The organism is Klenkia terrae (assembly GCF_037083865.1).
GTDB classification, from domain to species: Bacteria; Actinomycetota; Actinomycetes; order Mycobacteriales; family Geodermatophilaceae; genus Klenkia; species Klenkia terrae.
Map to the genome: position 1 here is coordinate 14,501 of NZ_JBAPLV010000024.1, position 26,189 is coordinate 40,689.

A 26,189-nucleotide genomic window follows, 5' to 3' on the forward strand; every position below is an offset into this window, starting at 1 on the left:
AGGCGCAGACTAGCCAGGGACACCGACAGTTCCGCCCGGTCGTTGCCGGGCCGTTACCGTCCCGGACGTGACGACGATGCTCCTGGACGCGGCGAGCCTGTACTTCCGGGCCTTCTACGGCGTCCCCACCACGGTGACCGCACCCGACGGCCGGCCGATCAACGCCGTGCGCGGGTTCCTCGACATGTCCGCCCGGCTGGTCGTCGCGCACCGGCCCGACCGGTTCGTCGCCTGCTGGGACGACGACTGGCGCCCGGCCTTCCGGACCGACGCCGTGCCCTCCTACAAGGCGCACCGGCAGGCACCCGAGGGCGGCGAGGAGGTCCCCGACGAGCTCGGCCCGCAGGTGCCCGTGCTCATCGAGGTGCTCGCGGCCACCGGGCTGGCCCGGGTCGGGGCGCCGGGCTACGAGGCCGACGACGTCATCGGCACCCTGGCCACCCGCGCCCGCGGTCCGGTGGACATCGTCACCGGCGACCGCGACCTGTTCCAGCTGGTGGACGACGCCCGCGGCGTGCGGGTGCTGTACACCGCCCGCGGCGGCATCGGCGACCTCGACCTGGTCGACGAGGGCGCCGTCGCCGCCAAGTACGGCGTACCGGGCAAGGCCTACGCCGACTTCGCGGTGCTCCGCGGGGACCCCAGCGACGGCCTACCCGGCGTCAAGGGAGTCGGCGACAAGACCGCCGCGGCGCTGATCACCGCGTTCGGGTCGCTGGCCGGGATCCGGGAGGCGGTGGCCCACACCGCCGTCCCGAAGGCCCCGCTGACGGCGTCCGTGCTGCGCAAGCTGCACGAGTCGGCCGCCTACCTCGACGCCGCCCCGGCCGTCGTCGAGGTGGTCAAGGACATCGACATGCCGGCCGTGGACGGCGACCTGCCCCGCTCCCCCGCCGACCACGACGCGCTCGCCGAGCTGGCCGAGCGGCACGGCCTGCAGAACTCGATCGCCCGGCTGGGCGCGGCGCTGCAGTGGCCGGGCTACCTGGCCCCCTGAGCGGGGGCCTGCCTCACTCGGACCACTCGTAGGCGCCGTCGTCGTCGGTGACGCGGATGGTGATGGTGACGTCCTCGTCCTCGCCGGTGGTGCCCTCGCAGGTGTAGGTCGCCCCCGTCTCGACGGTCATGTCCTCGTCGCAGGTCAGGTCGACGGAGACGTTCTCGCGCTCCTCGAACTGGGCCGCCACGTCGCGCTGGACCGCCTGCGGGTCGAGGGTCTTGCTCCCCAGCACCATGGGCAGCACGATCGCCGCGGCGATCACCAGCAGACCGAGCACCACCAGGCCGACGATCAGACCGGTGCGCTTGGGCTTCGCCGGCCGCGCCGGCGGCTGGCCGAAACCACCGGGCTGGCCGTACTGACCCGCACCCGGCTGCCCGTACTGGCCGGGCTGCTGGCCGTACTGCTGCTGACCGGCCCCGCCCTGCCCGTACTGCCCCGCCTGCTGGCCGTACTGCTGACCGGCACCGGCCTGGCCGTACTGGCCGGGCTGCTGCTGACCGCCCTGGCCGTACTGGCCGGGCTGCTGGCCGTAGCCGGGCTGGCCGTAGGACGGCGAGCCGCCCTGCTGGCCGTACCCGCCGGCGCCGGGCTGGCCGTACTGCTGCTGGCCCCCCTGCTGGCCGTAGCCGCCCTGCCCGTACTGCTGGCCGTACTGCGGCTGACCGGCGCCGCCCTGGCCGTACTGCTGGCCACCCTGCTGGCCGTAGCCGCCCTGCGGGGCCTGGCCCCAGGACGGCGACGCACCCTGCTGCTGGCCGGGCTGCGGGCTCGACGACGGCGGGGTCGGCTGGTCCTGCTCCGCGGCGGGCCGGGGCGTCGACTGCCCCCACGACCCGGCGGCGGGCTGCGCGTCGGCGCCCTGACCTCCGGCCTGCTGAGGACCTGCCTGCTGACCACTGGCCTGCTGCCCCCACCCGGAGCTGCCCGACGCGCCGGACCCGTCGGGCTGGCGCAGCGGGATCATCCGGGTGCTGTCGGCACCGGGAGCCGCGTCCGGACCGTCGGCACCCTGGGTGCGGTCGGGGTCCTGGTGGTCGCCACCCTGCGGCGGGTTGGTCATCGGTGCTCCCTCGTCGTGGCGGGCCGGACCCCGGGGGTCCCGGCAGCGGGCCGCGCCGATTGTCCACCACCCCGGTCGACGGCCCCACTCGGAGCGCCGCCGCCGCGCCCGCGGCGTCCCCCGGCGATATCGCTCAGCCGCTCACCGCCACCGCGACGACACCGCGGCGGACCCGCTCGACCGCCGTCCGCGCCGTCCGGGCCAGCGCGCCGTCGGTGACCTTGGCCAGCTGGTCGAGCAGGTCGACCAGCTGGCGGGCCCAGCGGACGAAGTCACCGCCGGACAGCTCGGTGCCCACCCGCTCGGCCTCCGCCAGCACCCGGTCCAGCGACTGGCCCTCGGCCCAGCGGTAGGCCGCCTGCGCGAAGCCCAGGTCGAGGTCCCGGCTCGGGCGGACCCCGTGGGCGGTCTCCACCGCGTGCAGCTCGGCGTGCACCCGTCGCATGGCGACCAGGGCCGCGGACACCGGGCCCGAGGGCACCGCCGGCTGGCTGGGCGAATCCCGGCGCGCCTCGAACACCAGCGCGCTGGCGCAGGCCACGAGCCCGGGAGCGTCCAGGCCGGTGAACACCCCGGCCCGCAGGCACTCGGCGGTCAGCAGGTCGGCCTCGGACCAGATCCGGGACAGCTGCCGCCCGGCCGTGGTCACCACCGGCGCCTCGGCCGCCGGGTGCGGGCCGGGGCTGCTCTCGTCGGCCGCCGACGGCGCGTCCGGGCGCAGGTAGCCCAGCTCCTCCAGCACGTCGCAGGTGCGGTCGAACTGACGGGTCAGCGACCCGGTCCGCTCGGCGACCTGCGCCCGCACCCGCTCGGCGTCCCGGCGGGCGCTGAGCCACATCTGGGCGCTGCGGACCAGCTCCTCGCGGTCGGGCAGCTGGTGCACCGGGTGCCGGCGCAGGGCGTGCCGCAGGTCCACCAGCACCGGATCGTCGTCGGCGCCGGACCGGATCCGGGTCTTGCGGGCCCCCAGCCCCAGCTCGGCGCGGGTGTCGCGGAGCACCGCGGCCAGGTCGCGGCGGGCGTGCGGGCTGCGGTGGTTGAAGTTCTTGGGCACCCGGAGCCGGGCGAGGGCGTCCACCGGGCTCGGGAAGTCCAGCGGGCCCAGTCGGCCGGCCCACTTGTCCTCGGTGAGCACGAGCGGCCGGGGGTCGGCCAGCTCGGTGATGCCCGGGTCCAGGACGACGGCCAGCCCCTGCCGCCGTCCCGAGGGCACCCGGATGACGTCGCCCGGTCGCAGCGCCAGCAACGTCTCGGCGGCCTCCCGCCGGCGGCGGGCCTGGGTGTCCCGGGCCAGCTCCTTCTCCCGGTCGGCGATCTCGGCCCGCAGCCGGGCGTACCCGGCGACGTCGCCCTTCCCGGTGGGGACGGCGGCCTCGAGGCGGGCGGCGTCCTCCTCGCCGCGGGCGGCCTGCCGGGCCAGGCCGACCACGGACCGGTCGGTCTGGAACTGGGCGAAGGAGGAGGCGAGCAGCTCCCGGGCGTGCTCCCGGCCGTACGAGCCGACCAGGTTGACCGCCATGTTGTAGCTGGGCCGGAACGACGAGCGCAGCGGGTACGTGCGGGTGCTGGCCAGGCCGGCGACCGCCGCGGGGTCCACGCCCGGTGCCCACACGACCGCGGCGTGCCCCTCGACGTCGATGCCGCGGCGACCGGCCCGGCCGGTGAGCTGGGTGTACTCCCCCGGCGTCACGTCGACGTGGGCCTCGCCGTTCCACTTGGTCAGCTTCTCCAGCACCACCGTGCGGGCGGGCATGTTGATGCCCAGCGCGAGGGTCTCGGTGGCGAAGACGGCCTTGACCAGGCCGCGCACGAAGCACTCCTCGACGGCCTCCTTGAACGCGGGCACCAGGCCGGCGTGGTGGGCGGCCAGGCCGGCCAGCAGGCCCTCGCGCCACTCCCAGAAGCCGAGCACCTGCAGGTCGGCCTCGTGCAGCGCGCCGGTGTGCCGGTCCACCACCTCGGCGACGGCGGCCCGCTCGGCCTCGTCGGTGAGCCGCAGGCCGGACCGCAGGCACTGCTCGACCGCGGCGTCGCACCCCTTGCGGCTGAAGACGAAGGTGATCGCCGGCAGCAGACCGGCGGCGTCCAGCCGGGCCAGCACCTCCGACCGGGCCGGCGGGGTGTAGCGGGGCCGGTGCTCGTAGCGGTCCTTGCTGCGCCGGGTGGCCCCGCCGTGCCAGGAGTCGAGTCGGCGCTCCTGCTCCTTCACGTAGCGCACGAGCTCGGGGTCGACGACCGCCGCGCCCCGCTCCCGCCGGGACAGCTCGACGTCGCCGGACAGGTGCGCCCCCGGTCGCAGCGCGAACAGGTCGAACATCCGCCCGCCGACCAGCATGTGCTGCCACAGCGGGATCGGCCGCACCTCGCTGACCACGACCCGGGTGTCCCCGCGGACGGTGACCAGCCAGTCGGCGAACTCCTCCGCGTTGCTGACCGTCGCCGACAGCGACACCAGCGCCACGTCGTCCGGGAGGTGGATGATCACCTCCTCCCAGACCGCGCCGCGGAACCGGTCGGCCAGGTAGTGCACCTCGTCCATGACCACGTAGCCCAGCCCGCGCAGCGCCGGGGAGTCGGCGTAGAGCATGTTGCGCAGCACCTCGGTGGTCATCACGACCACGGGGGCGTCGCCGTTGACCGCGTTGTCCCCGGTCAGCAGGCCGACCTTGTCGGGGCCGTACCGGCCGACCAGGTCGGCGAACTTCTGGTTCGACAACGCCTTGATCGGGGTCGTGTAGAACGCCTTGCGGCCCTCGGCCAGCGCCTTGTGGACGGCGAACTCCCCCACCACCGTCTTGCCGGCCCCGGTGGGGGCGCAGACCAGCACGCCGGACCCGCCCTCCAGCGCCTCGCAGGCCTCTTGCTGGAACGGGTCGAGGGTGAACCCGAGGTCGAGCACGAAGTCCGACAGCAGCGGGAAGCGACCGCGGCGCCGGGACGCCGCGTACCGCTCGGCAGGGCTGAGGTCGCCGGTGTCGAGCATGCCTCCACCGTAGGAGGGCGGCGCCGGTCCTGCCGGGGGCCGTCAGCGGCGGCCGGTGCCCAGGACGGTGAGGGCGCCCGGCTCGACCGTGCTGCGCTGGGGCAGCGGCCCCACCGGCTCGCCGTCCGCCAAGGTGGTGAGCCCCTCGGCGTCCGCACCGACCGGCTCGACCAGCAGCTCCCGGGCCCGGAGCACCTGGACGGCGGGGTGGCTGACGTGGGTGCCCGCGGCCAACCGTGGGCGGGTGCGGACCAGCTCGAAGCGGCTCACCGGACCGACGACGGTGATGTCCAGCCAGCCGTCGGCGGGGTCGGCCCCGGGGCAGATCCGCAGTCCGCCGCCGTACCAGGCGGTGTTGCCCACCGCGACGAGCGTGACCTCGTGCTCGGCGGGCACGCCGTCCAGGGTCAGCCGCACCCGCCGGGACCGCAGCCGGGCCAGCTCCACGGCGATCGCCAGGTCGTACCGGCGGGGACCCCGCGGCCAGCGGAGCCGGTTCACCCGGTCGCTGACCACCGAGTCGAACCCGCAGCACAGCACGGTGGCCCACCACCGCTCCCCCGCCGCGCTGGTGCTGCGCGCCAGGTCGACCCGCCGCCCGCCGCCGGTCAGCAGGTCCTGCGCCGCGGCGTCGGCGGCGGCCAGCGGGTCGGCCGGGATGCCGAGGGCGAGCGCCAGGTCGTTGCCGGTGCCCGCGGGCAGCACGGCCAGCGGGGTGCCGCTGCCGGCCAGCCCCTGGACCGCGGCGTGCGCCACCCCGTCACCGCCCAGGGCCACCACGGCGTCGACGTCCTCCCGCACCGTGCGGACGGCGTCCTCGGCCGCCGTCCGGTCCGGGGCGACCAGCGGGTGCACCTGGACGCCGGCCGACGCCAACCGGGCGGTGACGGCGGCCGCGGCGGACCGGGCCCGCCCACGGCCGGCGGCCTCGTTGACCAGCAGTGCGACCTGCACGGGTCAGCGAGCCGGGTCGTCCAGCGCCGACGGGCGGTCGTCCAGCGCGGACGGCCGGGCGTCCAGCGGGGACGCCGCGTCGTCGTCGAGCCCGGCGTACCCGGCCGTGCCGTCCCGACGGGCCCGTCGCCTGTCCACCACCCGGGCTATCTGGATGGCCACCTCGAACAGCACGCACATCGGCAGGGCCATCAGCAGCATCGTGAACGGGTCCTGGGTGGGCGTGATGAACGCCGCGAACACGATGGTCAGGAAGTAGATCCACCGACGGGCCTTGGCCAGCGCGGCGTAGGAGAGCACCCCGACCAGGTTGAGCGCCACCGCCACCAGCGGGACCTCGAAGGAGACCCCGAAGGCCAGCAGGATCGAGATGACGAACCCGATGTAGTCCTGGGCGGTGAGCGCGATCGTGACGTTGTCCCCGGCCAGGCCCAAGAGCAGCGTGAGACCCGCCTTGAGCGAGATGTAGGCCAGGGCGGAACCGAGGGCGAACAGCAGGCTGGCGGCGACCACGAAGGTGACGCCGTACCGCTTCTCGTTCGACTTCAGACCCGGCGTCAGGAAGGCCCACACCTGCCACAGCCAGAACGGGGCCGACAGCACGACCCCGGCGATGAAGGCGATCTTCAGCCGGATCAGCGCGCCGCCGAAGACGTCGGTGACCAGCAGCGTGCAGTCCGAGCCGGAGCCGGACTCCAGCCGGTTGTCGGCCGGGATCGAGCAGTACGGGGCCCGGATGAACTGGCCCAGGCCGTGGTCGTACCACCAGAAGGCGATGGCCGTGCCGATCAACACGAACAGCAGCGCGATGCCGATCCGGTTGCGCAGTTCCTTGAGGTGACCGATCAGGCTCATCGTCGCCGCGTCGTCGCGCGGCGGTCGCTTCCGCCGCCGGACGCGCGGCCGGTCCGCCTCGGCGGTGCTCACGGTCGGGCGCCGGCGAGGATCAGCGGGTGCCGTCGAGCGGGGTGGTCCCCGTGCGACCGGCGTCGGCCCGGGCCCGCGCCTCGGCGGCCCGTGCCTCGGCCGCACGCGCCTCGGCCTCGTAGTCCGGGGTCACCGGCTGGGACAGCTCACCGCGCGGGGTGGTGGTGGCGGGGTCCTTGGCACGGACGTCGTCGTCCTTCATGCCCTTCATCTCGCCCTTGAAGATGCGCATCGACCGGCCCAGCGAGCGGGAGGCGTCGGGCAGCTTCTTGTAGCCGAACAGCAGCAGGATGGCCAGGATGATCAGGCCGATCTCGAGCGGGCCGAGGCTCATCGGGGTCCTCCGGGAGGGTCGGGCGGATTCGGGATCGAGGCTACGCGTCCGGCGACTTCTGCCGGCTGGCCGCGGCGGCGGCCAGCGACGCCTGCAACTGGGCAGCCACCGGGGCCACGTCGCGCTGCAGCGCCGCAATCTCGCGGGTCAGCCGGCCGGCCGCGCCCAGGAGCCCGAAGCCCAGGGCACCCAGGACGACGAGGGCCAGCACGACGACGACCCCGAGCACGATGAGCAGCAGCACGGGCACGACACTAGCCGGGGACACCGACGGAACGCTGGGTGCGCCCTGTTCAGTCGCTGTAACGGGCCAGCGCGGCCCGTGCCGCGGCCGCGATCTCCCCGGCGAGCTCGGGCGGGTCCTCCACCCGGGCGGCGCCGCCGAGCGAGGCCACCAGGCGACGGGCCCACGCGGGGTCTGCGGTGCGCACGGACACGGCGAGCCCGCCGGGCGGGTCGTCGACCGGGACGACCTCCTCGACCGGGAAGTAGTCGGCCACCCACCGGGCGCTGCGGTCCAGCCGGAGCCGGACCAGCGGCTGGTCGGCACCGGGCTGGTAGATGCCGTCGTCCAGGTCGCGCGGCCGGGCCTGCTCCGGCGGCGCCGAGGGCTCGTCGAGCACCGCGACGTCGTCCACCCGGTCCAGGCGGAACAGCCGGGTGTCCACGGCCTCGCGGCACCAGGCCTCCAGGTACCAGTGCCCGGCGACCAGGAGCAGCCGCATCGGGTCGACGGTCCGCTCGGTGTGCTGGTCCCGGCTGGGCACGTAGTAGTGCAGGTGCAGCGCCCGACCGGCCTGGAGGGCCTCCCGGACGACGGCGAGGGTCTGCTCGCGGGCGTCGATGCTGACGGTCACCGCACCGGCCAGGTCGGCGGGCTGCCCGGCCGCGGCGGACACCTTGGCCAGGGCGCGGCTGACCGCGTCGGTCTCGGCCAGCCCGGGCACCTCCAGCAGCGCCCGCAGCGCCACCACCAGCGCGACCGCCTCGTCGGTGGCCAACCGCAGCGGTCGGACCAGCCCGGCGGTGTCGGTCACCCGGACCCGGTCGCCCTCGAAGGACAGGTCGACCAGGTCGCCGGGGCCGTGCCCGGGCAGCCCGCAGACCCACAGCAGCTCCAGGTCCTTGCGCAGCTGCGCCTCGGTCACGCCGAAGTCGCGGGCCGCGTCGGCCAGCAGCACCCCGCCGGGGCGGGCCTCGAGGTAGGGCAGCAGGGCCAGCAGCCGGGTCATCCGGTCCGTCGTCGGGGCGCTCATGCGCCGGCCGCCAGCCGGGTCAGCCGCTCGACGACCGCCGAGCGCAGCTCGGGCGGGGACTCCACCAGGACGTCGGCGCCGTGCGCGGCGATCTCGTCGGCCAGGGCCCAGAGCTCCGTGGTGCGCAGTTCCAGGCGGTCGTCGCCGGCGGCGTCCGGGCCGAGCGCGGCGGCCCGGCGGCGCAGGCCGACGGCGGTGCCCGGCCGCGCGGTGAGGACGACGACGTGCTCGGGCCGGCCGACCTGTCGGGCCACGACCGCGGCCAGGTCCAGCTCGCCCGGCGGGGTGAACGCGTCGACCGGGCCGCTCGCGCGCGGCGTGCCGGTGACCCGGGACAAGCGGAACACCCGGGTGCCCTCGCGGTCCAGGTCGTGGCCGACCAGGTACCAGCGGCCGTGCCAGGAGACGACGCCCCACGGCTGCACCCGACGGCGGACGCCGGTGTCCTCGTCCGGGCGGGTGTAGGTGAAGGTCAGCAGCCGCCGGTCGCGGGCGGCGGTGTAGCAGGCGTCGAAGGCGGGCTCGCCGCCGTCCAGCCGTGGCTGCAGCGGCAGCGCACCGGCGCCGTCCACGTCGACCCCGGCCGCGCGCAGCTTGACCAGCGCACCCTGCGCCGCCCCGCCCAGCTGCGCTGACTGCCACAGCCGCAGGGCCAGCCCGACCGCGGCGGCCTCGTCGCCGGTCAGGGTGATCTCGGGGAGCTCGTAGGCCGAGCGGGCGATCCGGTAGCCGTCGTCCAGGTCGAACGCGCTGGTGCGGCCGGTCTCCAGCGGGACGCCGAGCTCGCGCAGGTCGGCCTTGTCGCGCTCGAACATGCGCTTGAACGCCTCGTCGGCCCGCTCGGAACCGTCGGCGGGCTCGTACCCGGGCACGGTGCTGCGGATCTTCTCGGCGGTGACGAACTGCCGCGTGCCCAGCAGGGCGAAGACCAGGTTGACCAGTCTCTCCGCACGCTTGGCCGACACGGCTCCCAGGCTAGTGCGTCCCCTAGGTTGGGACCGGTGAGCAGCCCTCAGGTGCCCGAGTCCCGGATCCGCTGGCGGCGCGGGACGGTGACCGCGCTGGGCCGCACCTGGCGGGACTCCCTGGAGCTGCAGGTCGAGGTCCTCGGCGACGGGGAGCTGCGGGCGCTGGCCCACCCCTCGGTGGTCGGCACCCCGCAGGTCGGCGATGCGGTGCTGCTGAACACCACGGCCTGGGCACAGCGGCTGGGCACCGGTGGCTACGCGCTGGTCGTGGCCTTCCCGGGCCGGCTGCCGGCCGACCCGACCGGGCCCGGGCACCTGGTCAAGGGCCGGTACACCGGGCTGCAGGTGACCGTGCAGGGCGTCGACGAGCAGGAGACCCCGCACCACGCCGTCATCGCCGAGGCCGAGGACGTCGGCGGGATGCCGGTGGTCGTGGCCGACCTGCACTCCGCGCTGCCCGCCGTCCTCGCCGGGGTCCGGGCCACCGCGCCCGAGCTGCGGGTGGCCTACGTGATGACCGACGGCGGCGCGCTGCCCGCGGCCTTCTCCCGGACGCTGGACGGACTCGGTGCCTCGCTGGCCGGCGTGGTCACCGCGGGCCAGGCGTTCGGCGGCGACCTGGAGGCGGTCACCGTGCACACCGCCCTGCTGGCCGCCCGGCACGTGCTGGCCGCGGACGTCGCGGTCGTGGCGCAGGGCCCGGGCAACCTGGGCACCGGCACGCCCTGGGGCTTCTCCGGCGTCGCCGCCGGGGAGGCCTGCAACGCCGCGCACGTGCTGGGCGGCCGGTCGGTCGGCGCGCTGCGGATCTCCGACGCCGACCCGCGCCCCCGGCACCGCGGGGTGTCCCACCACTCGCTGACCGCGTTCGGCCGGGTGGCCCTGGCCGGGGTGACGCTGCCGGTGCCGGTTTCGGGTCTGTCGCCCGAGCTGGCCCGCCAGGTCACCGAGGACCTGGCCGGGCAGCCCGACCGCAACCCTGTGGTTGAGGTCGAGGTCGAGGGTCTGGACGACGCGCTGCGCGCCTCCCCGGTGGGGCTGTCGACCATGGGGCGTGGCCTGGACGCCGACCACGCCTACTTCCTGTCCGCGGCCTGCGCCGGCCGGTACGCCGCCGGGCTGGTCGAGCGGTCCTGACCGCCTGACCGGGTCGGTCGGGTGACCCGACCGACCCGCATCACATCGAGTTGATGAGCTTCTCGACCCGCTCGTCGACGGACTTGAACGGGTCCTTGCACAGCACGGTGCGCTGGGCCTGGTCGTTGAGCTTGAGGTGCACCCAGTCGACGGTGAAGTCGCGCCGCTTGTCCTGCGCCTTGCGGATGAACTCACCGCGCAGCTTGGCCCGGGTGGTCTGCGGCGGCACGTTCTTCGCCTCGAAGACCCGGGGGTCGTGGGTGACCCGGTCGACCTGCCCGGCCCGCTCGAGCAGGTAGTACAGGCCCCGGCCGCGTCGGATGTCGTGGTAGGCCAGGTCGAGCTGGGCGATCCGCGGGGCGGACAGCGACATGTCGTGCTTGGCCCGGTACCGCTCGATGAGCGACTGCTTGATCGCCCAGTCGACCTCGCGGTCGATCAGCGAGTGGTCCCCGGTGTCGACGGCCTTGAGGGTGCGGCCCCACAGCTCGAGCATCTGCCGGTGCACCGGGCCGAGGCCCTCGCGGTCGACGTACTCGGCGGCCCGGTCGTGGTACTCGGTCTGGATCTCCAGGGCCGACATCTCCCGGCCGCTGGACAGCCGGACCTTGCGCCGGCCGGTGAGGTCGTGGCTGATCTCGCGGATCGCCCGGATCGGGTTCTCCAGCGTCATGTCCCGGATCGGCACGCCGTCCTCGATCATCCGCAGCACGAGGTCGGTGATGGCCACCTTGAGCAGCGTGGTCGTCTCGCTCATGTTCGAGTCGCCGACGATGACGTGCAGCCGGCGGTAGCGCTCGGCGTCGGCGTGCGGCTCGTCGCGGGTGTTGATGATCGGCCGGGACCGGGTGGTCGCCGACGAGACGCCCTCCCAGATGTGCTCGGCCCGCTGGCTGACGCAGTAGACCGCCCCGCGCGGGGTCTGCAGCACCTTGCCGGCGCCGCAGACGATCTGCCGGGTGACCAGGAACGGGATGAGCACGTCGGCCAGCCGGGAGAACTCGCCCTGCCGGCCGACCAGGTAGTTCTCGTGGCAGCCGTAGCTGTTGCCGGCGGAGTCGGTGTTGTTCTTGAACAGGTAGATGTCGCCGTTGACGCCCTCGTCGGCCAGCCGCTGCTCGGCGTCGATCAGCAGGCCCTCGAGGATCCGCTCACCGGCCTTGTCGTGGACGACGAGCTCGGTGAGGTCGTCGCACTCGGCGGTGGCGTACTCGGGGTGGCTGCCCACGTCGAGGTACAGCCGGGCGCCGTTGCGCAGGAACACGTTGGAGCTCCGGCCCCAGGACACCACCCGGCGGAAGAGGTAGCGCGCGACCTCGTCGGGCGACAGCCGGCGCTGGCCCTCGAAGGTGCACGTGACGCCGTACTCGGTCTCGATGCCGAAGATCCTGCGGTCCACGATCCGAGCCTAGGCCGATGTTCCGGGCGCCGCGTCGGGATCGCCGGCCGCGCCGCCCGCGGTGTCCGGTGCCGCCGGGTCACCCAGGCCGGGCGGTGTGCCGGGGGCCGGGCTGGTGGGCAGGTGGGCGGCGCCCTCGCCCTCGGCGGCGTCGGGGGCTGCCTCGGTTGCGGGCGCCGCGTCGTCGGCCAGGAGGGCGCGCAGAGCCGCGCCGGTGACCCGGCGGAAGGTGCGCTTGGGCCGGACGCGGTCGAGGACGGCGACCTCCAACTGCTCGGCCGGCAGCGTGGTGTGCGCGCCGCCGTTGGCCTGGGTGGAGGCGCTGACCGCCGACAGGGCAGCGACACCGACCGCCAGGGCCTCGCGCAGCGGCAGGCCGGACCGGAAGTTCTCCCGCAGGTGGGTGGTGACCGCCTCGGCCTGGCCGCCCATCACCACGAAGTCCGGCTCGTCGACCACGGAGCCGTCGAAGGTGAGCCGGTAGAGCTGGTCGGCCTCGGCGGTCGTGCCGACCTCGGCCACGCACAGCTCGACCTCGAAGGGCTTCATCTGCTCGGTGAAGATGGAGCCGAGGGTCTGGGCGTAGGCGTTGGCCACCACCCGGCCGGTCACGTCGCGCCGGTTGTAGGAGTAGCCGCGGACGTCGGCCAGCCGGACGCCGGCCACCCGCAGGCTCTCGAACTCCGAGTACCGGCCGACGGCGGCGAAGCCGATCCGGTCGTAGATCTCGCCGACCTTGTGCAGCGTGGAGCTGGGGTTCTCGGCGATGAGCAGGACGCCGTCCGCGCAGGTGAGCACGGCGACGCTGCGACCGCGGGAGATGCCCTTGCGGGCGTACTCCGAGCGGTCGCGCATGACCTGCTCGGCGGAGGCGTAGTAGGGCATGGTCATGGCTCAGGCCTCCCGGTTCGCGGCGCCGGCGGACCGGTCGGCGGTGATGGAGGCGGCGATCTCGGCGACCTCGTCGTCGGTCAGCCGGACCGCGCCCTCGGCGTCGATCCGGTACAGGATCGGGTAGAGGCGGCGGACGCTGTCCGGTCCCCCGGTGGCGGAGTCGTCGTCGGCGGCGTCGTAGAGCGCCTCGACGAGGCTGCGGGTGGCGGCGTCGGCGGACAGCCCGGGCCGCCAGGTCTTCTTCAGCGAGCTGCGGGCGAACAGCGAGCCGGAGCCCACGGAGGCGTACCCGCGCTCCTCGTAGTTCCCGCCGGTGACGTCGTAGCTGAAGATGCGGCCAGGGCTGACGCCCTCGGCGGCGTCCAGGTCGTAGCCGGCGAACAGCGGGACCACGGCGAGGCCCTGCATGGCCGCGCCGAGGTTGCCGCGGATCATCGCGGCCAGCCGGTTGGCCTTGCCGTCGAGGGACAGCACCATCCCCTCGATCTTCTCGTAGTGCTCGAGCTCGACCTGGTACAGCCGGACCATCTCGATCGCGATGCCGGCCGCGCCGGCGATGCCGATGACCGACCAGGAGTCGGCGGCGTAGACCTTCTCGATGTCCCGGCTGGAGATCAGGTTGCCCATCGTGGCCCGCCGGTCACCGCCCATCAGGACGCCGCCGTCGAAGGTGGCCGCGACGATCGTGGTGCCGTGCGGGGCCATGTCGCCCATCGGGACCGCGGGCACCGGCCGGCGGCCGGGAAGCAGGTCGGGGGCCACGGTCCCGAGGAAGTCGGTGAACGATGACCCCACGCGGTCCAGGTAGGCGGGGGTGAACCCGCTCCGTCCGGCGATCTGATCGCTCACCCGTGCGCCTCCTCCGCCGGCCCGTGCGGGCCGGACCGATGCTCTGCGGCCTGCCCCGGTGCGGGGCGGTCCGTCCGTCGCCGACCGGGTCGTGGACCCCGTCGGTCTCGTCGCTCCGACCCTAGTCGCGGCGTCGTGGTGCAGCCCGCCGCCGGGGGCTGCTCCCCCGCGCCCGGACCGACCGCGTGCTTCTCCAGGTAGTCGACGGCGGCCAGCAGCACGGCCGGGTCGTCGCGGAACTGGCCGAGTCCGCCGTTGCAGTTGAAGCACAGCAGCTCGCGGACCGCGTTCGTGGCGTGGTCGTGGTCCACGTGCGCCGCCGGGGCCACGCGGCAGATCGCGCACAGCCCGCCCTGGGCCGCGAGCATCGCGTCGGCCTCGACCGCGGTGATCCCGTACCTGCGCTTCAGGTGGTAGGTGCGGGATCCTCCGACCTTGTCCAGGCTTGCCTGACCGCGAACACCGTGGCACGGCTTGCAGTACGAGTACCGCCCGGTCGTGGTCCGTGCCGATCGTGGGAACTCATCGAGGGGCTTCACCTCGCTGCAGTCAGGGCACCACTTGTGCCCGGCCGGTACGTCGACGCCGACTGCGTGACGGCGCCGAGGAGGTCCTTCTCTTGCCCGGCGGGCGGCCAGGTGCCGTTCCTGTGCATGCCGTCTGCAGTAGAACGCCAGCCCGTCCATCTGCGCCCTGTTCCGGGTGAACTCCGACGTCGGCCGCAGCTCACCGCAGTCCGGGCAATGCTTGGCGTCTGCCACCTTGACCCGCCGAGATGCGGAACGAAACCGTCTACTCCCCCCCTTTTTGTACGTACGAGCGAACAAATTCCTCGGCGTTGGACTCGAGGACGCCGTCGATCTCGTCGAGGATCGAGTCGACGTCCTCGCTCATCTGCTCGCGGCGCTCGGTGCCCTCCGCGTCGACGGAGGCCTCGACCTCGTCGGTCTCCTCGCGCGACCGGGTCGCCTTCTGCTGCCCGCCGGTGTCCCTGGTGGCCATCTGATCCTCCAGCTCGAGTGCGTCGTCGTGCCCTGCTGCGCAAGCTACCCGGACGGTATGACAGGAACCGCTCAGGCTTCCCAGCCGCCGAGGTGACCGGCGTGCGCGTCGGCGAGGGCGTGCAGCCCGGCGATCCGGGCGTCGAAGGCAGGGGACATCGGCGGCTCGACCACCCGGACGGTCACCTGCCACTGCACGTCGCCCACCCACCGGTCGGCGTCCGCGGGGACCGGCCCCTCGACCTCGTCGCCGGCCCGGCGCGCGGCACCCGCGGCGAACGCGTCGGCCTGCTCGCGGGTCGTGAAGCCCACCAGGTGCCGGGTCTCCCCGGACACCTCGGGCTGCGTCCCGCCCGACCGCAGCCGGCCGGCCAGGTCGTCCAGGGCCAGCAGCAGCTCGGCGGGGGTGGCCCCGGGCGCCAGCAGGCCCGCGGTGGCCAGGTGCCGGGACAGCGAGGTGGTCAGCTGCACCGGCAGGTCCCCCGACAGCAGGTGCACCTGCAGGGCCGAGAGCACCCGCACCAGGGCGCCGACGTCCTCGGGGCGGACCGTCCGCGTGCTGGCGCGCCGGGGCCGTCGCGGGACCGGGGCCTCCGGCGACGCCACCGTCAGCTCCCCGTAATGGTGTCGACCAGCTCCTGGGCGCTGCCGACCCGGTCGAACAGGGCACCGACGTGCTCCCGGGTCCCCCGCAGCGGCTCCATCGTGGGCACCCGCACCAGGTTCTCCCGGCCGAGGTCGAACACCACCGAGTCCCACGACGCGGCGGCCACCTGCGCGGGGTACCGGCGCAGGCACTCCCCGCGGAAGTAGGCGCGGGTGTCCGACGGCGGGGTGGTCATCGCCGCGGTCACCTCGTCCTCGGTGACCAGGCGCTGCATCGAGCCGCGGGCGACCAGGCGCTGGTACAGGCCCTTGTCGGGCCGGATGTCGGAGTACTGCAGGTCGACCAGGGCCAGCCGCGCGTCGCCCCACTCGAGCCCGTCGCGCTTCCGGTAGCCCTGCAGCAGTCGGAGCTTGGCCGGCCAGTCCAGGCGGTCGGCGCAGCGCATCGGGTCGATCGCCAGGTCGTCGAGCACCTCGCCCCACTTGGCCAGCACGTCGTGGGTCTGCGGGTCCTGGTCGCCGGTCCGGGCGACGTAGGCCCGGGCCTGGGCCAGGAAGTCCTGCTGCATCTCCAGCGCGGTGAGCCGCCGGCCGTCCCGCAGGCGCAGCCGGTGGGTCAGGGTCGCGTCGTGGCTGACCGCCTGCAGCTCGGCGACCGGCTCCTCGACGGCGAGGTCCGACGTCAGGGCCTTGGCCTCGATCATGGCCAGGACCAGCGACGTCGTCCCCACCTTCAGGTAGGTCGACCACTCGGCGAGGTTCGCGTCGCCGATGATCACGTGCAGCCGGCGGTACTCCTCCGGGGTGGCGTGCGGCTCGTCGCGGGTGTTGATGATCGGCCGCTTCAGCGTGGTCTCCAGACCCACCTCGACCTCGAAGAAGTCCGCGCGCTGGGACAGCTGGAAGCCCTGCGTCCGCCCGTCGGTGCCGATGCCGACCCGACCGGCGCCGGCGAACACCTGGCGGGTCACGAAGAAGGGCACCAAGCCCCGGATGATGTCCAGGAACGGCGTCCGGCGGTCCATCAGGTAGTTCTCGTGCGCCCCGTAGGACTGGCCCTTGCCGTCGGTGTTGTTCTTGTACAGCTGGATCGGCACGCTGCCGGGCACCCGGGCGGCCCGGATGGACGCCTCGGCCATCACCCGCTCCCCCGCCTTGTCCCACAGCACGATGTCGCGCGGGCTGGTGACCTCGGGCGTCGAGTACTCCGGGTGCGCGTGGTCCACGTACAGCCGCGCCCCGTTGGTGAGGACGACGTTGGCCATCCCCGGGTCCTCGTCGGGGTCGTTGTGGTCCAGCGCCCGGGCCGGCGACAGGTCGAACCCACGGGCGTCGCGCAGCGGGTTCTCCTCCTCGAAGTCCCAGCGCGGACGACGACGCGCCGCGGCCTCGGCCGGTGCCCAGGCGTTCACCACCTGGCTGGACAAGGTGGTGGGGTTCGCCCCCGGCTGCCCCGGCACCGAGATGCCGTACTCCAACTCGGTGCCCATGACCCGCCGCACGCTCATGCGGCAACCATATGAGGACGCATCAATCCCGGAAGCTGGTGTCGGTCGTGCCGCCGGCCACGGGCACCAGGACGCAGGTGGCGAAGGGGTAGCCCTCCCAGTCGTCGGCGTCCTCGGTGGTGATGTCCACGGCCACGTCGGCCGGCAGCGGCCCGTCCAGGTAGTCGACCGCGTTCGGCAGGCACTGCGCCGCGATCGGTGCCCGCGCGGCCTGGTCGGCCGGGAACGGGGTGCCCTCGGGGACGTCGGGCGAGCCGGAGATCTGCTCGGCCCAGTGCGGTTCGGAGCAGGCGACCACGTCGTTGTCCTGCGCGTCGCCGGTCAGGCAGGCGCGGTAGGGCGCGGTCTCGCCGGACCGCAGGGCCCCGGCCATCCGCCCGGGTGCCGGCTCGGGCTCCAGGTACCCGTAGGTCACGTCGCAGGCGACCCAGCGCGCACCGATCGCCCACTGCTCCTCGGTCGGCAGCACCTTGGTGTAGCTGGCGTACGCCTGGTCGCCGATGCGTCCCTGCAGGTAGTCCTGCACGGTGTCGTAGCTGCAGACCTCGTCCCAGACGTCGCCGAGGTAGCCGTCGTCGATGCCGTCCTCGGTCGGGTACTCCGCCTCCAGCGGCAGGCCCGTGTCCTGCACCAGTGCGGTCTCCCCGGTGTGCTCCTCGTCGCACCCGACGACCGGCGGGATCTCCAGCGGTGAGTAGGAGTTCTCGATGTCGTGGCAGGTGCCGACCGCCGGTGCGTCGACCAGCGGGTCGTCCCCCGGCGTCGGCGCGGCCACGGACGCCGGGCTGGCGGTGCCGTCGACGACCGACGTGCACCCCGCCAGCAGGAGGGCGGCCCCGACCGCCAGCACCGCCCTCCGCACCGGACTACAGGTACTGACCGGTGTTGGTCGCCGTGTCGATCGCCCGGCCCGACTCGCTGCCCTTGCCGCTGATCAGCGTGCGGATGTAGACGATCCGCTCGCCCTTCTTGCCCGAGATCCGTGCCCAGTCGTCGGGGTTGGTCGTGTTCGGGAGGTCCTCGTTCTCCTTGAACTCGTCCACGCAGGCCGCCATGAGGTGCCCGACCCGCAGCCCGTGCCCACCGGTCTCCAGGTGGTCCTTGATGGCCATCTTCTTGGCGCGGTCGACGATGTTCTGCAGCATGGCGCCGGAGTTGAAGTCCTTGAAGTACAGGACCTCCTTGTCCCCGTTGGCGTAGGTCACCTCGAGGAAGCGGTTCTCCTCGGTCTCGGTGTACATCCGCTCGACGGTGGACTGGATCATCCCGGCGATGGTCGCCTCGCGGCTGCCGCCGTGCTCGGCCAGGTCGTCGCTGTGGATGGGCAGCGTCGTGGTCAGGTACTTGGTGAAGATGTCCCGCGCGGCCTCGGCGTCCGGCCGCTCGATCTTGATCTTCACGTCGAGCCGGCCCGGCCGCAGGATCGCCGGGTCGATCATGTCCTCGCGGTTGGAGGCGCCGATGACGATGACGTTCTCCAGGCCCTCGACGCCGTCGATCTCGCTGAGCAGCTGCGGGACGATCGTGGACTCCACGTCGGAGCTCACCCCGGTGCCGCGGGTGCGGAAGATCGAGTCCATCTCGTCGAAGAACACGATGACGGGAGCGCCCTCGCTGGCCTTCTCGCGGGCCCGCTGGAAGACCAGCCGGATGTGCCGCTCGGTCTCCCCCACGTACTTGTTCAGCAACTCGGGGCCCTTGATGTTGAGGAAGTAGGACCGCGCGCGGGTCGCCTCCTCGGCACCGTGGGCGACGGCGATCTGCTTGGCGAGGGAGTTGGCGACCGCCTTGGCGATCAGCGTCTTGCCGCACCCGGGCGGGCCGTACAGCAGGATGCCCTTGGGCGGGCGCAGCTCGTAGGTCTTGAACAGGTCCTTGTGCAGGAACGGCATCTCGACGGCGTCCCGGATCTGCTCGATCTGCCGGGACAGGCCACCGATGTCGCCGTAGTCGATGTCGGGGACCTCCTCGAGGATGAGCTCCTCGACCTCGCTCTTGGGGATCCGCTCGTAGACGAAGCCCGACCGGGGCTCCAGCAGCAGCGAGTCACCGCTGCGCAGCTTCTGGTCGGTCAGGGAGTCCGCGAGCTGGACGATGCGCTCCTCGTCGGTGTGCCCGACGACCAGCGCACGGTGCGGCTGGCCCTCGATCGGCTCCAGCAGCTCCTTGAGGGTCACCACGTCGCCGGACCGCTCGAAGCCGCGGGCCTCGACGACGTTCATCGCCTCGTTGAGCATGAGCTCCTGGCCGTACTGCAGCGCCTCGCCGTCGACCGCCGGGGAGACCGACACCCGCAGCTTGCGGCCACCGGTGAACACGTCGACCGTGCCGTCGTCGAACCGGCCGAGGAACACGCCGTAGCCCGACGGGGGCTGGCCGAGCCGGTCGATCTCCTCCTTGAGCTGGACGAGCTGGTCGCGGGCACCCCGGAGGGTGTCGGTCAGCTTGTCGTTGCGCTCGGAGAGGAAGGCCACGCGGCCCTCGGCCTCCGCCACCCGCTCCTCCAGCGCCCGCACCTGGCGGGGGCTGTCGGACACCTTGCGCCGCAGGAGGCCGATCTCCTCCTCGAGGTAGCTGATCTGGCTCACCAGCGAGGCGACGTCACGCTCACGTCGCGCTCGGAACTCGTCAGGGCCGAGAGAACCCACCACGCACCTCCGCACACGTCAGGGGGCTTCCGTCGCGCCACTGTATCCACGCCGTACGACAGCGCGCCGCGCTCGCGGGGGCCGGGCGTGACGAGTGCGCGACGACCCGCCCCACCCGTCCCGCCGGCCGCTCAGATGCGGCGGGCCTTCCGGGCCCGCAGCGGGGCGACCGTGCCCTCGGCCAGCCGCCGGCAGGTGACCAGGAACGCGGTGTGGGCGACCATGCGGTGCTCGGGGCGCACCGCCAGGCCCACGGCGTGCCACGGGCGGAGGAGCGACTCCCACGAGTACGGCTCGGTCCAGACCGCCTGCTCGCGCAGGGCCTCGACGTAGGTGGACAGCTGGGTGACCGTGGCCACGTAGCCGACCAGCACCCCGCCCGGGCGCAGCGCGGCAGCCACCGTGGGGAGCACAGCCCAGGGCTCCAGCATGTCCAGCACCACCCGGTCGACGGTCTCGCTGGCCGGGTGCTGGTCGAGGTCGCCCAGCCGCAGCGACCAGTTCGCCGGCACCTCCTTGAGGAACGTCTGCACGTTGGCCCGGGCGACGTCGGCGAAGTCCTCGCGGCGTTCGTAGCTGGTGAGCGTGCCGGTGGTGCCGATCGCCCGCAGCAGCGAGCAGGACAGCGCGCCCGACCCGGCGCCGGCCTCGAGCACGCGCATCCCGGGACCGATGTCGCCGAAGCCGACGATCTGCGCGGCGTCCTTGGGGTAGATGACCTGGGCGCCGCGCGGCATCGACAGCACGAAGTCGGCCAGCAGCGGCCGGAACGCCAGGTAGCCGGTGTTGTTGGTCGAGTGCACGACCGACCCCTCGGGGGCCCCGATGAGGCTGTCGTGCTCGATGGCACCGCGGTGGGTGTGGAACTGCTTGCCCGGCTCCAGGACGACGGTGTGCATGTTGCCCTTGGGGTCGGTCAGCTGCACCCGGTCGCCGACGACGAAGGCACCGTCGACCGGAGCGTCGGCCGGGGCGTCGGCAGGGCCGTCGACGGGGCCGTCCGGGGTGCCGGGGGTCGTCGGGTTCTCGGGGACGGCATCGCCGGGCTGGGGTTCCACGGGCGCCGAGCCTACGGAGACGGTTCTGTCGGACCCCGCACCTACCGTGGCGGGCATGACGACGACGGACCTCGCGCTGGACGTCACGGACCCGGCGACCGACCCGGCCGACCAGCGGACGACGGCCGGCGACACCACCCCGCGCCGGCCCTCCCTGTCCCCCTCGCGCGCCGCGGACTTCAAGACCTGCCCGTTGCTCTACCGCTTCCGCACCATCGACCGGCTGCCGGAGAAGAAGTCCCGGGCCGCGGTGCGGGGCACCCTCGTGCACACCGTGCTGGAGAAGCTCTACGACCTGCCGCCGGCCGAGCGCACCGTGGCCGCCGCCCGCGACCTGGTCGACCCGGCCTGGGCCGAGCTGCGCGAGGAGCCGGGCGTGGCCGACCTGTTCGAGGCCGCCGAGGCGGGCGAGACCGAGCTGGCCGGCTGGCTGGACTCCGCCGGCGCACTGGTCGAGACGTACTTCCGGCTGGAGGACCCCACCCGGATCCAGCCCGAGGGCCGCGAGGAGCTGGTCGAGGTCACCCTGCCCGACGGGCTGCTGCTGCGCGGGTTCGTCGACCGGCTGGACGTCGCCCGCAACGGCGCCCTGCGGGTGGTGGACTACAAGACCGGCGGCATGCCGCGGGAGGCCTTCGAGGCCAAGGCGCTGTTCCAGATGAAGTTCTACGCCCTGGTGCTGTGGCGCACCCGCGGCGTGGTGGCCGCCCAGCTCAAGCTGATCTACCTCAAGGACGGCGACGTCCTCACCTACGCCCCCGACGAGGCCGAGCTGCTGCGCTTCGAGCGCACCCTGCAGGCGATCTGGGCCGCCATCGCCAAGGCGGTGGAGACCGGCGACTTCCGGCCCAACCGCAGTCGGCTGTGCAGCTGGTGCGACCACCAGGCGTTCTGCCCGTCCTTCGGCGGCACGCCGCCGCGGTTCCCGGCCGAGGCCGCCGCTGCCGCCGGCTGGCGCACCACGGTCCCTGTGACGGCGGTCTGACCGGTCGGGTCAGGCCCGGACCGGGTACGGCAGCGCGGCGAGGGCGGCGGGCGTGACCCCGACCAGGGTCGAGCCGACGGTCAGGCCGGGCTCGGCCGGGAGCACCTGCCCCGCGGGCACCCCGAGCACCCGGCATCCGGCGTCCAGGCCGGCCCGGCTGCCGGTGAGCGAGTCCTCCACGACCACGCAGTCCGCCGGGCCCAGGCCCAGGGCAGCCATGGCCTGCAGGTACGGCGCCGGGTCGGGCTTGCGGGCCGGCACCTCGTCGCCGCACACCACGACCTCGAACGGCTCGGTGCCCAGGTCGGGCCGCAGGTGCCCGAGCACGTGGGTGACCAGCGCCCGGGGCGTGGTGGTCACCAGCGCGGTCCGGACGCCCTCGGCCAGGCAGGCCAGCAGCAGCTCCCGCGCGCCCGGCTGCCAACTCACCGACCCCGCCATCAGCTCCTCGACCCGGCCCACCACCCATGCGTGGTCGGCGGCGGACTGCTCCGGGGTGCGGGAGACCCCGACGGCGGCCCGGACGATGGCCATGGCGCCGTCCAGGTCCACCCCGGCGGTCGCGGCGAGCGCCTCGGGACCCACGGTCGTGCCCCAGCCGGCGCCCAGCTCGACGAGGGCCTCGTCCCAGTACTGCTCGGTCGCCAGCAGGGTCCCGTCCATGTCGAACAGGACGGCGGTCAGCTCACTCATCCTCGGTCCGGTACCCCAGGTTGGGCGACAGCCACTTCTCGGCCTCGGCGACGGTCCAGCCCTTGCGGGCGGCGTAGTCGCTGACCTGGTCGCGGCCGACCCGGCCGAGCACGAAGTACTGCGACTGCGGGTGGGAGAAGTACAGCCCGCTCACCGCGGCGCCGGGCCACATCGCCATCGACTCGGTCAGCTCGATGCCGACGGTGGCCTCGACGTCCAGCAGCTGCCAGATCGTCTGCTTCTCGGTGTGCTCGGGGCAGGCGGGGTAGCCCGGAGCCGGCCGGATGCCGCGGTACTTCTCGGCGAGCAGGGCGTCGCCGTCCAGGTCCTCGTCGGGGGCGTAGCCCCAGAACTCGGTGCGCACCCGCTCGTGCAGCCGCTCGGCGAAGGCCTCGGCCAGCCGGTCGGCCAGCGACTCCAGCATGATCGCGGAGTAGTCGTCCAGGTCGGCCTTGAACTGGGCCACCCTCTCCTGCGAGCCCAGCCCGGCGGTCACCGCGAAGGCGCCCACGTGGTCGCGCAGCCCGGTCGACGCCGGGGCGACGAAGTCGGCGAGGGACTTGCGGGCGGACCCGTCGCGGCCCTCGCCCTGCTGGCGCAGGTGGTGGAAGGTCGCGGCGACCTCGGTGCGGGCGTCGTCGGCGTAGACGGTGATGTCCTCGACGCCGTCCACCCGGGACGCCGGGAAGAGCCCGAACACCCCGGCGGCCCGCAGCCACTTCTCCTCGACGACCCGGTCGAGCATGGCGTTGGCGTCCTCGTAGAGCCGGCGGGCCGCCTCGCCGGTGGCCGGGTTGTTGAGGATGTCGGGGAACCGGCCGCGCATCTCCCAGGCGTTGAAGAAGGGCTGCCAGTCGATGTAGTCGCGCAGCTCGGCCAGCGGGTAGTCGGTGAACACCTTGGTGAACTGGGTGACGTGCCCGCCCCTGTGGTCGCACGCCGGGCCGCGGCAGGCGTCGGGCGACTGCCGGGCCAGCAGGTGCGGGCGGGGCGGGCGGTAGTCGGTCCAGTCCAGCGCCGACGCGGCGGCCCGGGCGGCGGCCAGCGGCAGCAGCGAGCGGGTGTCCTCCCGGGCGGCGTGCCGCTCGCGCAGCGCGTCGTAGTCGGCCTCGGTGGTCTCCAGCAGCTTGGGCCGCTGCTCGTCGGACAGCAGGGCGGCGACCACCGGCACGGACCGCGATGCGTCCTTCACCCAGATGACCGGGCCGTGGTACCGCTGGTCCACCTTCACCGCGGTGTGCGCCCGGGAGGTGGTGGCGCCGCCGATCATCAGCGGGATGTCCAGGCCCTGCCGCTCCATCTCGGCGGCGAAGTTCACCATCTCGTCCAGCGACGGGGTGATCAGGCCGGACAGCCCGATCACGTCGGCACCGTGCTCCTTGGCGGCGTCCAGGATCTTCTGGGCCGGCACCATGACGCCGAGGTCGACGACGTCGTAGTTGTTGCACTGCAGGACGACGCCGACGATGTTCTTGCCGATGTCGTGCACGTCGCCCTTCACGGTGGCCATGACGACCGTGCCGTTGCTGCGCTCGACGTCCCCGGGCTGCTTCTCCGCCTCGATGTACGGGATGAGGTGGGCAACGGCCTTCTTCATCACCCGGGCGCTCTTGACCACCTGGGGCAGGAACATCTTGCCGGCGCCGAAGAGGTCGCCGACGACGTTCATGCCGGCCATCAGCGGGCCCTCGATGACCTCGATCGGTCGACCGCCGCGGGCCGAGATCTCCCGGCGGAGCTCCTCGGTGTCGGACTCGGCGAACTCGTCGATGCCCTTGACCAGCGCGTGGGTGATCCGCTCCCCCACCGGCAGCGAGCGCCACTCCTCGGTGGCGACCTCGCGGACGCTGCCGTCGCCGGCGAAGTCCCCGGCGATCTCCAGCAGCCGCTCGGTGGAGTCCGGCCGCCGGTTGAGGACGACGTCCTCGATCCGCTCGCGCAGCAGCTCGGGCACCTCGTCGTAAACCTCCAGGGCCCCGGCGTTGACGATGCCCATGTCCATGCCGGCCCGGATGGCGTGGAAGAGGAAGACGGCGTGGATGGCCTCGCGGACCTTGTTGTTGCCGCGGAAGCTGAAGGAGACGTTCGAGACCCCGCCGGACACCAGCGCCCCGGGCAGGTTCTGCTTGATCCAGCGGGTGGCCTCGATGAAGTCCTGGCCGTAGGTGGCGTGCTCCTCGATGCCGGTGGCCACGGCGAAGACGTTCGGGTCGAAGATGATGTCCTCGGCCGGGAAGCCGACCTGGTCGACCAGGATGTCGTAGGCCCGGCGGCAGATCTGCTTCCGCCGCTCCAGGTTGTCGGCCTGGCCGTCCTCGTCGAAGGCCATCACGACGACGGCGGCCCCGTGCATCCGGCACAGCCGGGCCTGCTTCACGAACTCCTCCTCGCCGTTCTTCAGCGAGATGGAGTTGACGATCGACTTGCCCTGCACGCACTTGAGCCCGGCCTCGATGACCTCCCACTTGGAGGAGTCGACCATCGTGGGCACCCGGCTGATGTCCGGCTCGGCGGCGATCAGCTTGACGAAGCGGTCCATGGCCGCGACGCCGTCGATCATGCCCTCGTCCATGTTCACGTCGATGACCTGCGCACCGGCCTCGACCTGCTGGCGGGCGACGGCGAGGGCGGCCGGGTAGTCCCCGGCCTTGATCAGGTTCCGGAAGCGGGCCGACCCGGTGATGTTGGTCCGCTCGCCGACGTTCACGAACAACGACTCCGGGACGACGGTCAGCGGCTCCAGCCCCGACAGCCGCAGCGCGGGGGCCACCACGGGCGGCGTGCGCGGCGTCCGGTCCGCCACCACCCCGGCGATGGCCGCGATGTGGGCGGGGGTGGTGCCGCAGCACCCGCCGACCAGGTTGACGAACCCGGCCTCGGCGAACTCCTGCAGCACCGCCGCGGTCTCGTGCGGGGCCTCGTCGTACTCGCCGAAGGCGTTGGGCAGCCCGGCATTGGGGTAGCAGGAGACGAAGGTGTCGGCGACGCGGGCCAGCTCGGCGATGTAGGGCCGCATCTCGGCCGCGCCGAGGGCGCAGTTGAGCCCGACCAGCAGCGGCCGCACGTGCCGCACGGAGTTCCAGAACGCCTCGGTGACCTGGCCGGACAGCGTGCGCCCGGACGCGTCGGTGATCGTCCCGGAGATCATCACCGGCCACCGGCGGCCGCGGTCCTCGAACAGCGTCTCCAGCGCGAAGATCGCCGCCTTGGCGTTGAGCGTGTCGAAGATGGTCTCGACCAGCAGGACGTCGGACCCGCCGTCCACGAGTCCGCGCGCCTGCTCCAGGTAGGCCTCGACCAGCTCGTCGTAGCTGACGTTGCGGGCGCCCGGGTCGTTGACGTCGGGGCTGATCGACGCCGTCCGGCTGGTCGGGCCGATTGCGCCGACCACGAACCGCGGCTTGTCCGGGGTGCTCACCGCGTCGGCAGCCTCGCGGGCCAGCCGGGCGCTGGCCAGGTTGAGCTCGTAGGCCAGGTCGGACATGCCGTAGTCGCCGAGCGAGATCGACGTGGCGTTGAAGGTGTTGGTCTCCAGCAGGTCCGCGCCGGCGGCGAGGTACTCCTCGTGGATGCCGCGGATGATGTCCGGTGCGGTGATGCTGAGCAGGTCGTTGTTGCCCTGGACGTCGCTGGGCCAGTCGGCGAAGCGTTCGCCGCGGTAGCCGGCCTCGTCGGGGCGGTCGCGCTGGATGGCGGTGCCCATCGCGCCGTCGAGCACGAGGATCCGCTCGGCCAGCAGGGCGCGCAGCTGGTCGGTGGCGTCGGGGCGGGGCTGGGGCGTCTCGAGCACGGTGACCTCACGGGGGGACAACGGGAGCGGCTCGCCCGAGGGCGAGTCGGCTGCGTTGCGGGGCTCCACGGTGCGACCGGTTCGCGCCCATTGTGCACGTCGGCCGTCGGGGACCGGGGTGCACCGCGCGGGCGAC

At 73.5% G+C, this 26,189-nt stretch carries 23 protein-coding genes; 3 read left to right on the top strand and 20 right to left on the bottom strand.

The genetic code is table 11. From position 1 onward, the window contains the following. The first annotated feature begins 76 nt into the window (after window positions 1–76). On the top strand, window positions 77–997 hold the full coding sequence (locus UXQ13_RS18550) for a 5'-3' exonuclease (RefSeq protein ID WP_225236107.1): 921 nt from the start codon (window positions 77–79) through the stop codon (window positions 995–997). Between the two features lie 13 nt (window positions 998–1,010). Here the strand turns inward: UXQ13_RS18550 and UXQ13_RS18555 are convergent, their stop codons facing one another. The 8 genes from UXQ13_RS18555 to UXQ13_RS18590 form a co-directional block, all read right to left on the bottom strand. Then, window positions 1,011–2,063: a DUF4333 domain-containing protein gene (locus UXQ13_RS18555; RefSeq protein WP_336392706.1), complete on the bottom strand. Its 1,053-nt coding sequence runs from the start codon at window positions 2,061–2,063 to the stop codon at window positions 1,011–1,013. 133 nt (window positions 2,064–2,196) lie between these two features. Beyond that, window positions 2,197–5,046, bottom strand: a complete 2,850-nt coding sequence (locus UXQ13_RS18560) for a DEAD/DEAH box helicase (RefSeq protein WP_225235754.1) — start codon at window positions 5,044–5,046, stop codon at window positions 2,197–2,199. A 42-nt stretch (window positions 5,047–5,088) separates the two neighbouring features. Further along, entirely contained in the window at window positions 5,089–6,000 is a 912-nt protein-coding gene (locus tag UXQ13_RS18565; protein ID WP_336392707.1) for a diacylglycerol kinase family protein, read from the bottom strand. Between the two features lie 3 nt (window positions 6,001–6,003). Continuing rightward, a complete protein-coding gene (gene tatC, locus UXQ13_RS18570; RefSeq protein WP_336392708.1) occupies window positions 6,004–6,927 on the bottom strand; it encodes a twin-arginine translocase subunit TatC in 924 nt (307 codons plus the stop codon). 19 nt (window positions 6,928–6,946) lie between these two features. Continuing rightward, window positions 6,947–7,261 (bottom strand): Sec-independent protein translocase subunit TatA, encoded by a 315-nt coding sequence (tatA, locus tag UXQ13_RS18575; RefSeq protein ID WP_225235751.1) that lies wholly within the window; start codon window positions 7,259–7,261, stop codon window positions 6,947–6,949. A gap of 40 nt (window positions 7,262–7,301) precedes the next feature. Continuing rightward, the gene (locus tag UXQ13_RS18580) at window positions 7,302–7,505 is read right to left on the bottom strand and encodes a hypothetical protein (protein ID WP_336392709.1); all 204 of its coding nucleotides are present in this window, start codon (window positions 7,503–7,505) and stop codon (window positions 7,302–7,304) included. Window positions 7,506–7,554: 49 nt separating this feature from the next. Then, window positions 7,555–8,517: a helix-turn-helix transcriptional regulator gene (locus tag UXQ13_RS18585; protein WP_336392710.1), complete on the bottom strand. Its 963-nt coding sequence runs from the start codon at window positions 8,515–8,517 to the stop codon at window positions 7,555–7,557. After that, window positions 8,514–9,482, bottom strand: coding sequence for a helix-turn-helix transcriptional regulator (locus UXQ13_RS18590; RefSeq protein WP_225235748.1), 969 nt, complete (start codon window positions 9,480–9,482; stop codon window positions 8,514–8,516). The genes UXQ13_RS18585 and UXQ13_RS18590 overlap by 4 nt, the downstream gene beginning before the upstream one ends. A 36-nt stretch (window positions 9,483–9,518) precedes the next feature. On the opposite strand from UXQ13_RS18590, the gene UXQ13_RS18595 reads away from it, so the two are divergent. Next, a complete protein-coding gene (locus UXQ13_RS18595) occupies window positions 9,519–10,622 on the top strand; it encodes a DUF3866 family protein (protein ID WP_336392711.1) in 1,104 nt (367 codons plus the stop codon). Between the two features lie 40 nt (window positions 10,623–10,662). On the opposite strand, the gene pafA is transcribed toward UXQ13_RS18595, so the two are convergent. The 10 genes from pafA to UXQ13_RS18645 form a co-directional block, all read right to left on the bottom strand. Beyond that, a complete protein-coding gene (gene pafA / locus UXQ13_RS18600; protein ID WP_225235746.1) occupies window positions 10,663–12,021 on the bottom strand; it encodes a Pup--protein ligase in 1,359 nt (452 codons plus the stop codon). Between the two features lie 9 nt (window positions 12,022–12,030). Then, window positions 12,031–12,912 (bottom strand): proteasome subunit alpha, encoded by an 882-nt coding sequence (prcA, locus tag UXQ13_RS18605; RefSeq protein ID WP_336392712.1) that lies wholly within the window; start codon window positions 12,910–12,912, stop codon window positions 12,031–12,033. Between the two features lie 3 nt (window positions 12,913–12,915). Beyond that, window positions 12,916–13,764, bottom strand: coding sequence for a proteasome subunit beta (gene prcB, locus UXQ13_RS18610; RefSeq protein ID WP_225235745.1), 849 nt, complete (start codon window positions 13,762–13,764; stop codon window positions 12,916–12,918). Continuing rightward, on the bottom strand, window positions 13,761–14,450 hold the full coding sequence (locus tag UXQ13_RS18615; RefSeq protein WP_336392725.1) for an endonuclease VII domain-containing protein: 690 nt from the start codon (window positions 14,448–14,450) through the stop codon (window positions 13,761–13,763). The genes prcB and UXQ13_RS18615 overlap by 4 nt, the downstream gene beginning before the upstream one ends. A 106-nt stretch (window positions 14,451–14,556) precedes the next feature. Beyond that, window positions 14,557–14,766: a ubiquitin-like protein Pup gene (locus tag UXQ13_RS18620; RefSeq protein ID WP_225235743.1), complete on the bottom strand. Its 210-nt coding sequence runs from the start codon at window positions 14,764–14,766 to the stop codon at window positions 14,557–14,559. Between the two features lie 71 nt (window positions 14,767–14,837). Beyond that, the gene (locus tag UXQ13_RS18625) at window positions 14,838–15,371 is read right to left on the bottom strand and encodes a ribonuclease E inhibitor RraB (protein ID WP_225235742.1); all 534 of its coding nucleotides are present in this window, start codon (window positions 15,369–15,371) and stop codon (window positions 14,838–14,840) included. 2 nt (window positions 15,372–15,373) lie between these two features. Continuing rightward, entirely contained in the window at window positions 15,374–16,879 is a 1,506-nt protein-coding gene (gene dop, locus UXQ13_RS18630) for a depupylase/deamidase Dop (RefSeq protein ID WP_318250054.1), read from the bottom strand. A gap of 22 nt (window positions 16,880–16,901) precedes the next feature. Beyond that, window positions 16,902–17,729, bottom strand: coding sequence for a septum formation family protein (locus tag UXQ13_RS18635; RefSeq protein WP_336392713.1), 828 nt, complete (start codon window positions 17,727–17,729; stop codon window positions 16,902–16,904). A 16-nt stretch (window positions 17,730–17,745) separates the two neighbouring features. Continuing rightward, a complete protein-coding gene (gene arc / locus UXQ13_RS18640; RefSeq protein ID WP_336392714.1) occupies window positions 17,746–19,467 on the bottom strand; it encodes a proteasome ATPase in 1,722 nt (573 codons plus the stop codon). A 191-nt stretch (window positions 19,468–19,658) separates the two neighbouring features. After that, on the bottom strand, window positions 19,659–20,585 hold the full coding sequence (locus tag UXQ13_RS18645) for a tRNA (adenine-N1)-methyltransferase (RefSeq protein ID WP_336392715.1): 927 nt from the start codon (window positions 20,583–20,585) through the stop codon (window positions 19,659–19,661). Window positions 20,586–20,640: 55 nt separating this feature from the next. Here UXQ13_RS18645 and UXQ13_RS18650 point away from each other — a divergent pair, with 55 nt between their 5' ends. Beyond that, on the top strand, window positions 20,641–21,570 hold the full coding sequence (locus UXQ13_RS18650; RefSeq protein WP_336392716.1) for a RecB family exonuclease: 930 nt from the start codon (window positions 20,641–20,643) through the stop codon (window positions 21,568–21,570). 9 nt (window positions 21,571–21,579) lie between these two features. On the opposite strand, the gene UXQ13_RS18655 is transcribed toward UXQ13_RS18650, so the two are convergent. Next, window positions 21,580–22,263 (bottom strand): HAD family hydrolase, encoded by a 684-nt coding sequence (locus UXQ13_RS18655; RefSeq protein ID WP_336392717.1) that lies wholly within the window; start codon window positions 22,261–22,263, stop codon window positions 21,580–21,582. Beyond that, the gene (gene metH, locus UXQ13_RS18660; protein WP_336392718.1) at window positions 22,256–26,122 is read right to left on the bottom strand and encodes a methionine synthase; all 3,867 of its coding nucleotides are present in this window, start codon (window positions 26,120–26,122) and stop codon (window positions 22,256–22,258) included. Before metH ends, UXQ13_RS18655 begins: the two co-directional genes overlap by 8 nt. Window positions 26,123–26,189: the final 67 nt, after the last annotated feature.

What these genes read in the sequence shown, in the direction of transcription:
- UXQ13_RS18555 (WP_336392706.1), bottom strand. Translation starts at nt 2,063, where the DNA reads ATGACCAACCCGCCGCAGGGTGGCGACCACCAGGACCCCGACCGCACC.
- tatA (WP_225235751.1), bottom strand. Translation starts at nt 7,261, where the DNA reads ATGAGCCTCGGCCCGCTCGAGATCGGCCTGATCATCCTGGCCATCCTG.
- UXQ13_RS18655 (WP_336392717.1), bottom strand. Translation starts at nt 22,263, where the DNA reads ATGAGTGAGCTGACCGCCGTCCTGTTCGACATGGACGGGACCCTGCTG.
- dop (WP_318250054.1), bottom strand. Translation starts at nt 16,879, where the DNA reads ATGAGCGTGCGGCGGGTCATGGGCACCGAGTTGGAGTACGGCATCTCG.
- UXQ13_RS18620 (WP_225235743.1), bottom strand. Translation starts at nt 14,766, where the DNA reads ATGGCCACCAGGGACACCGGCGGGCAGCAGAAGGCGACCCGGTCGCGC.
- UXQ13_RS18585 (WP_336392710.1), bottom strand. Translation starts at nt 8,517, where the DNA reads ATGAGCGCCCCGACGACGGACCGGATGACCCGGCTGCTGGCCCTGCTG.
- UXQ13_RS18650 (WP_336392716.1), top strand. Translation starts at nt 20,641, where the DNA reads ATGACGACGACGGACCTCGCGCTGGACGTCACGGACCCGGCGACCGAC.
- UXQ13_RS18560 (WP_225235754.1), bottom strand. Translation starts at nt 5,046, where the DNA reads ATGCTCGACACCGGCGACCTCAGCCCTGCCGAGCGGTACGCGGCGTCC.
- UXQ13_RS18615 (WP_336392725.1), bottom strand. Translation starts at nt 14,450, where the DNA reads ATGGACGGGCTGGCGTTCTACTGCAGACGGCATGCACAGGAACGGCAC.
- UXQ13_RS18550 (WP_225236107.1), top strand. Translation starts at nt 77, where the DNA reads ATGCTCCTGGACGCGGCGAGCCTGTACTTCCGGGCCTTCTACGGCGTC.
- prcA (WP_336392712.1), bottom strand. Translation starts at nt 12,912, where the DNA reads ATGACCATGCCCTACTACGCCTCCGCCGAGCAGGTCATGCGCGACCGC.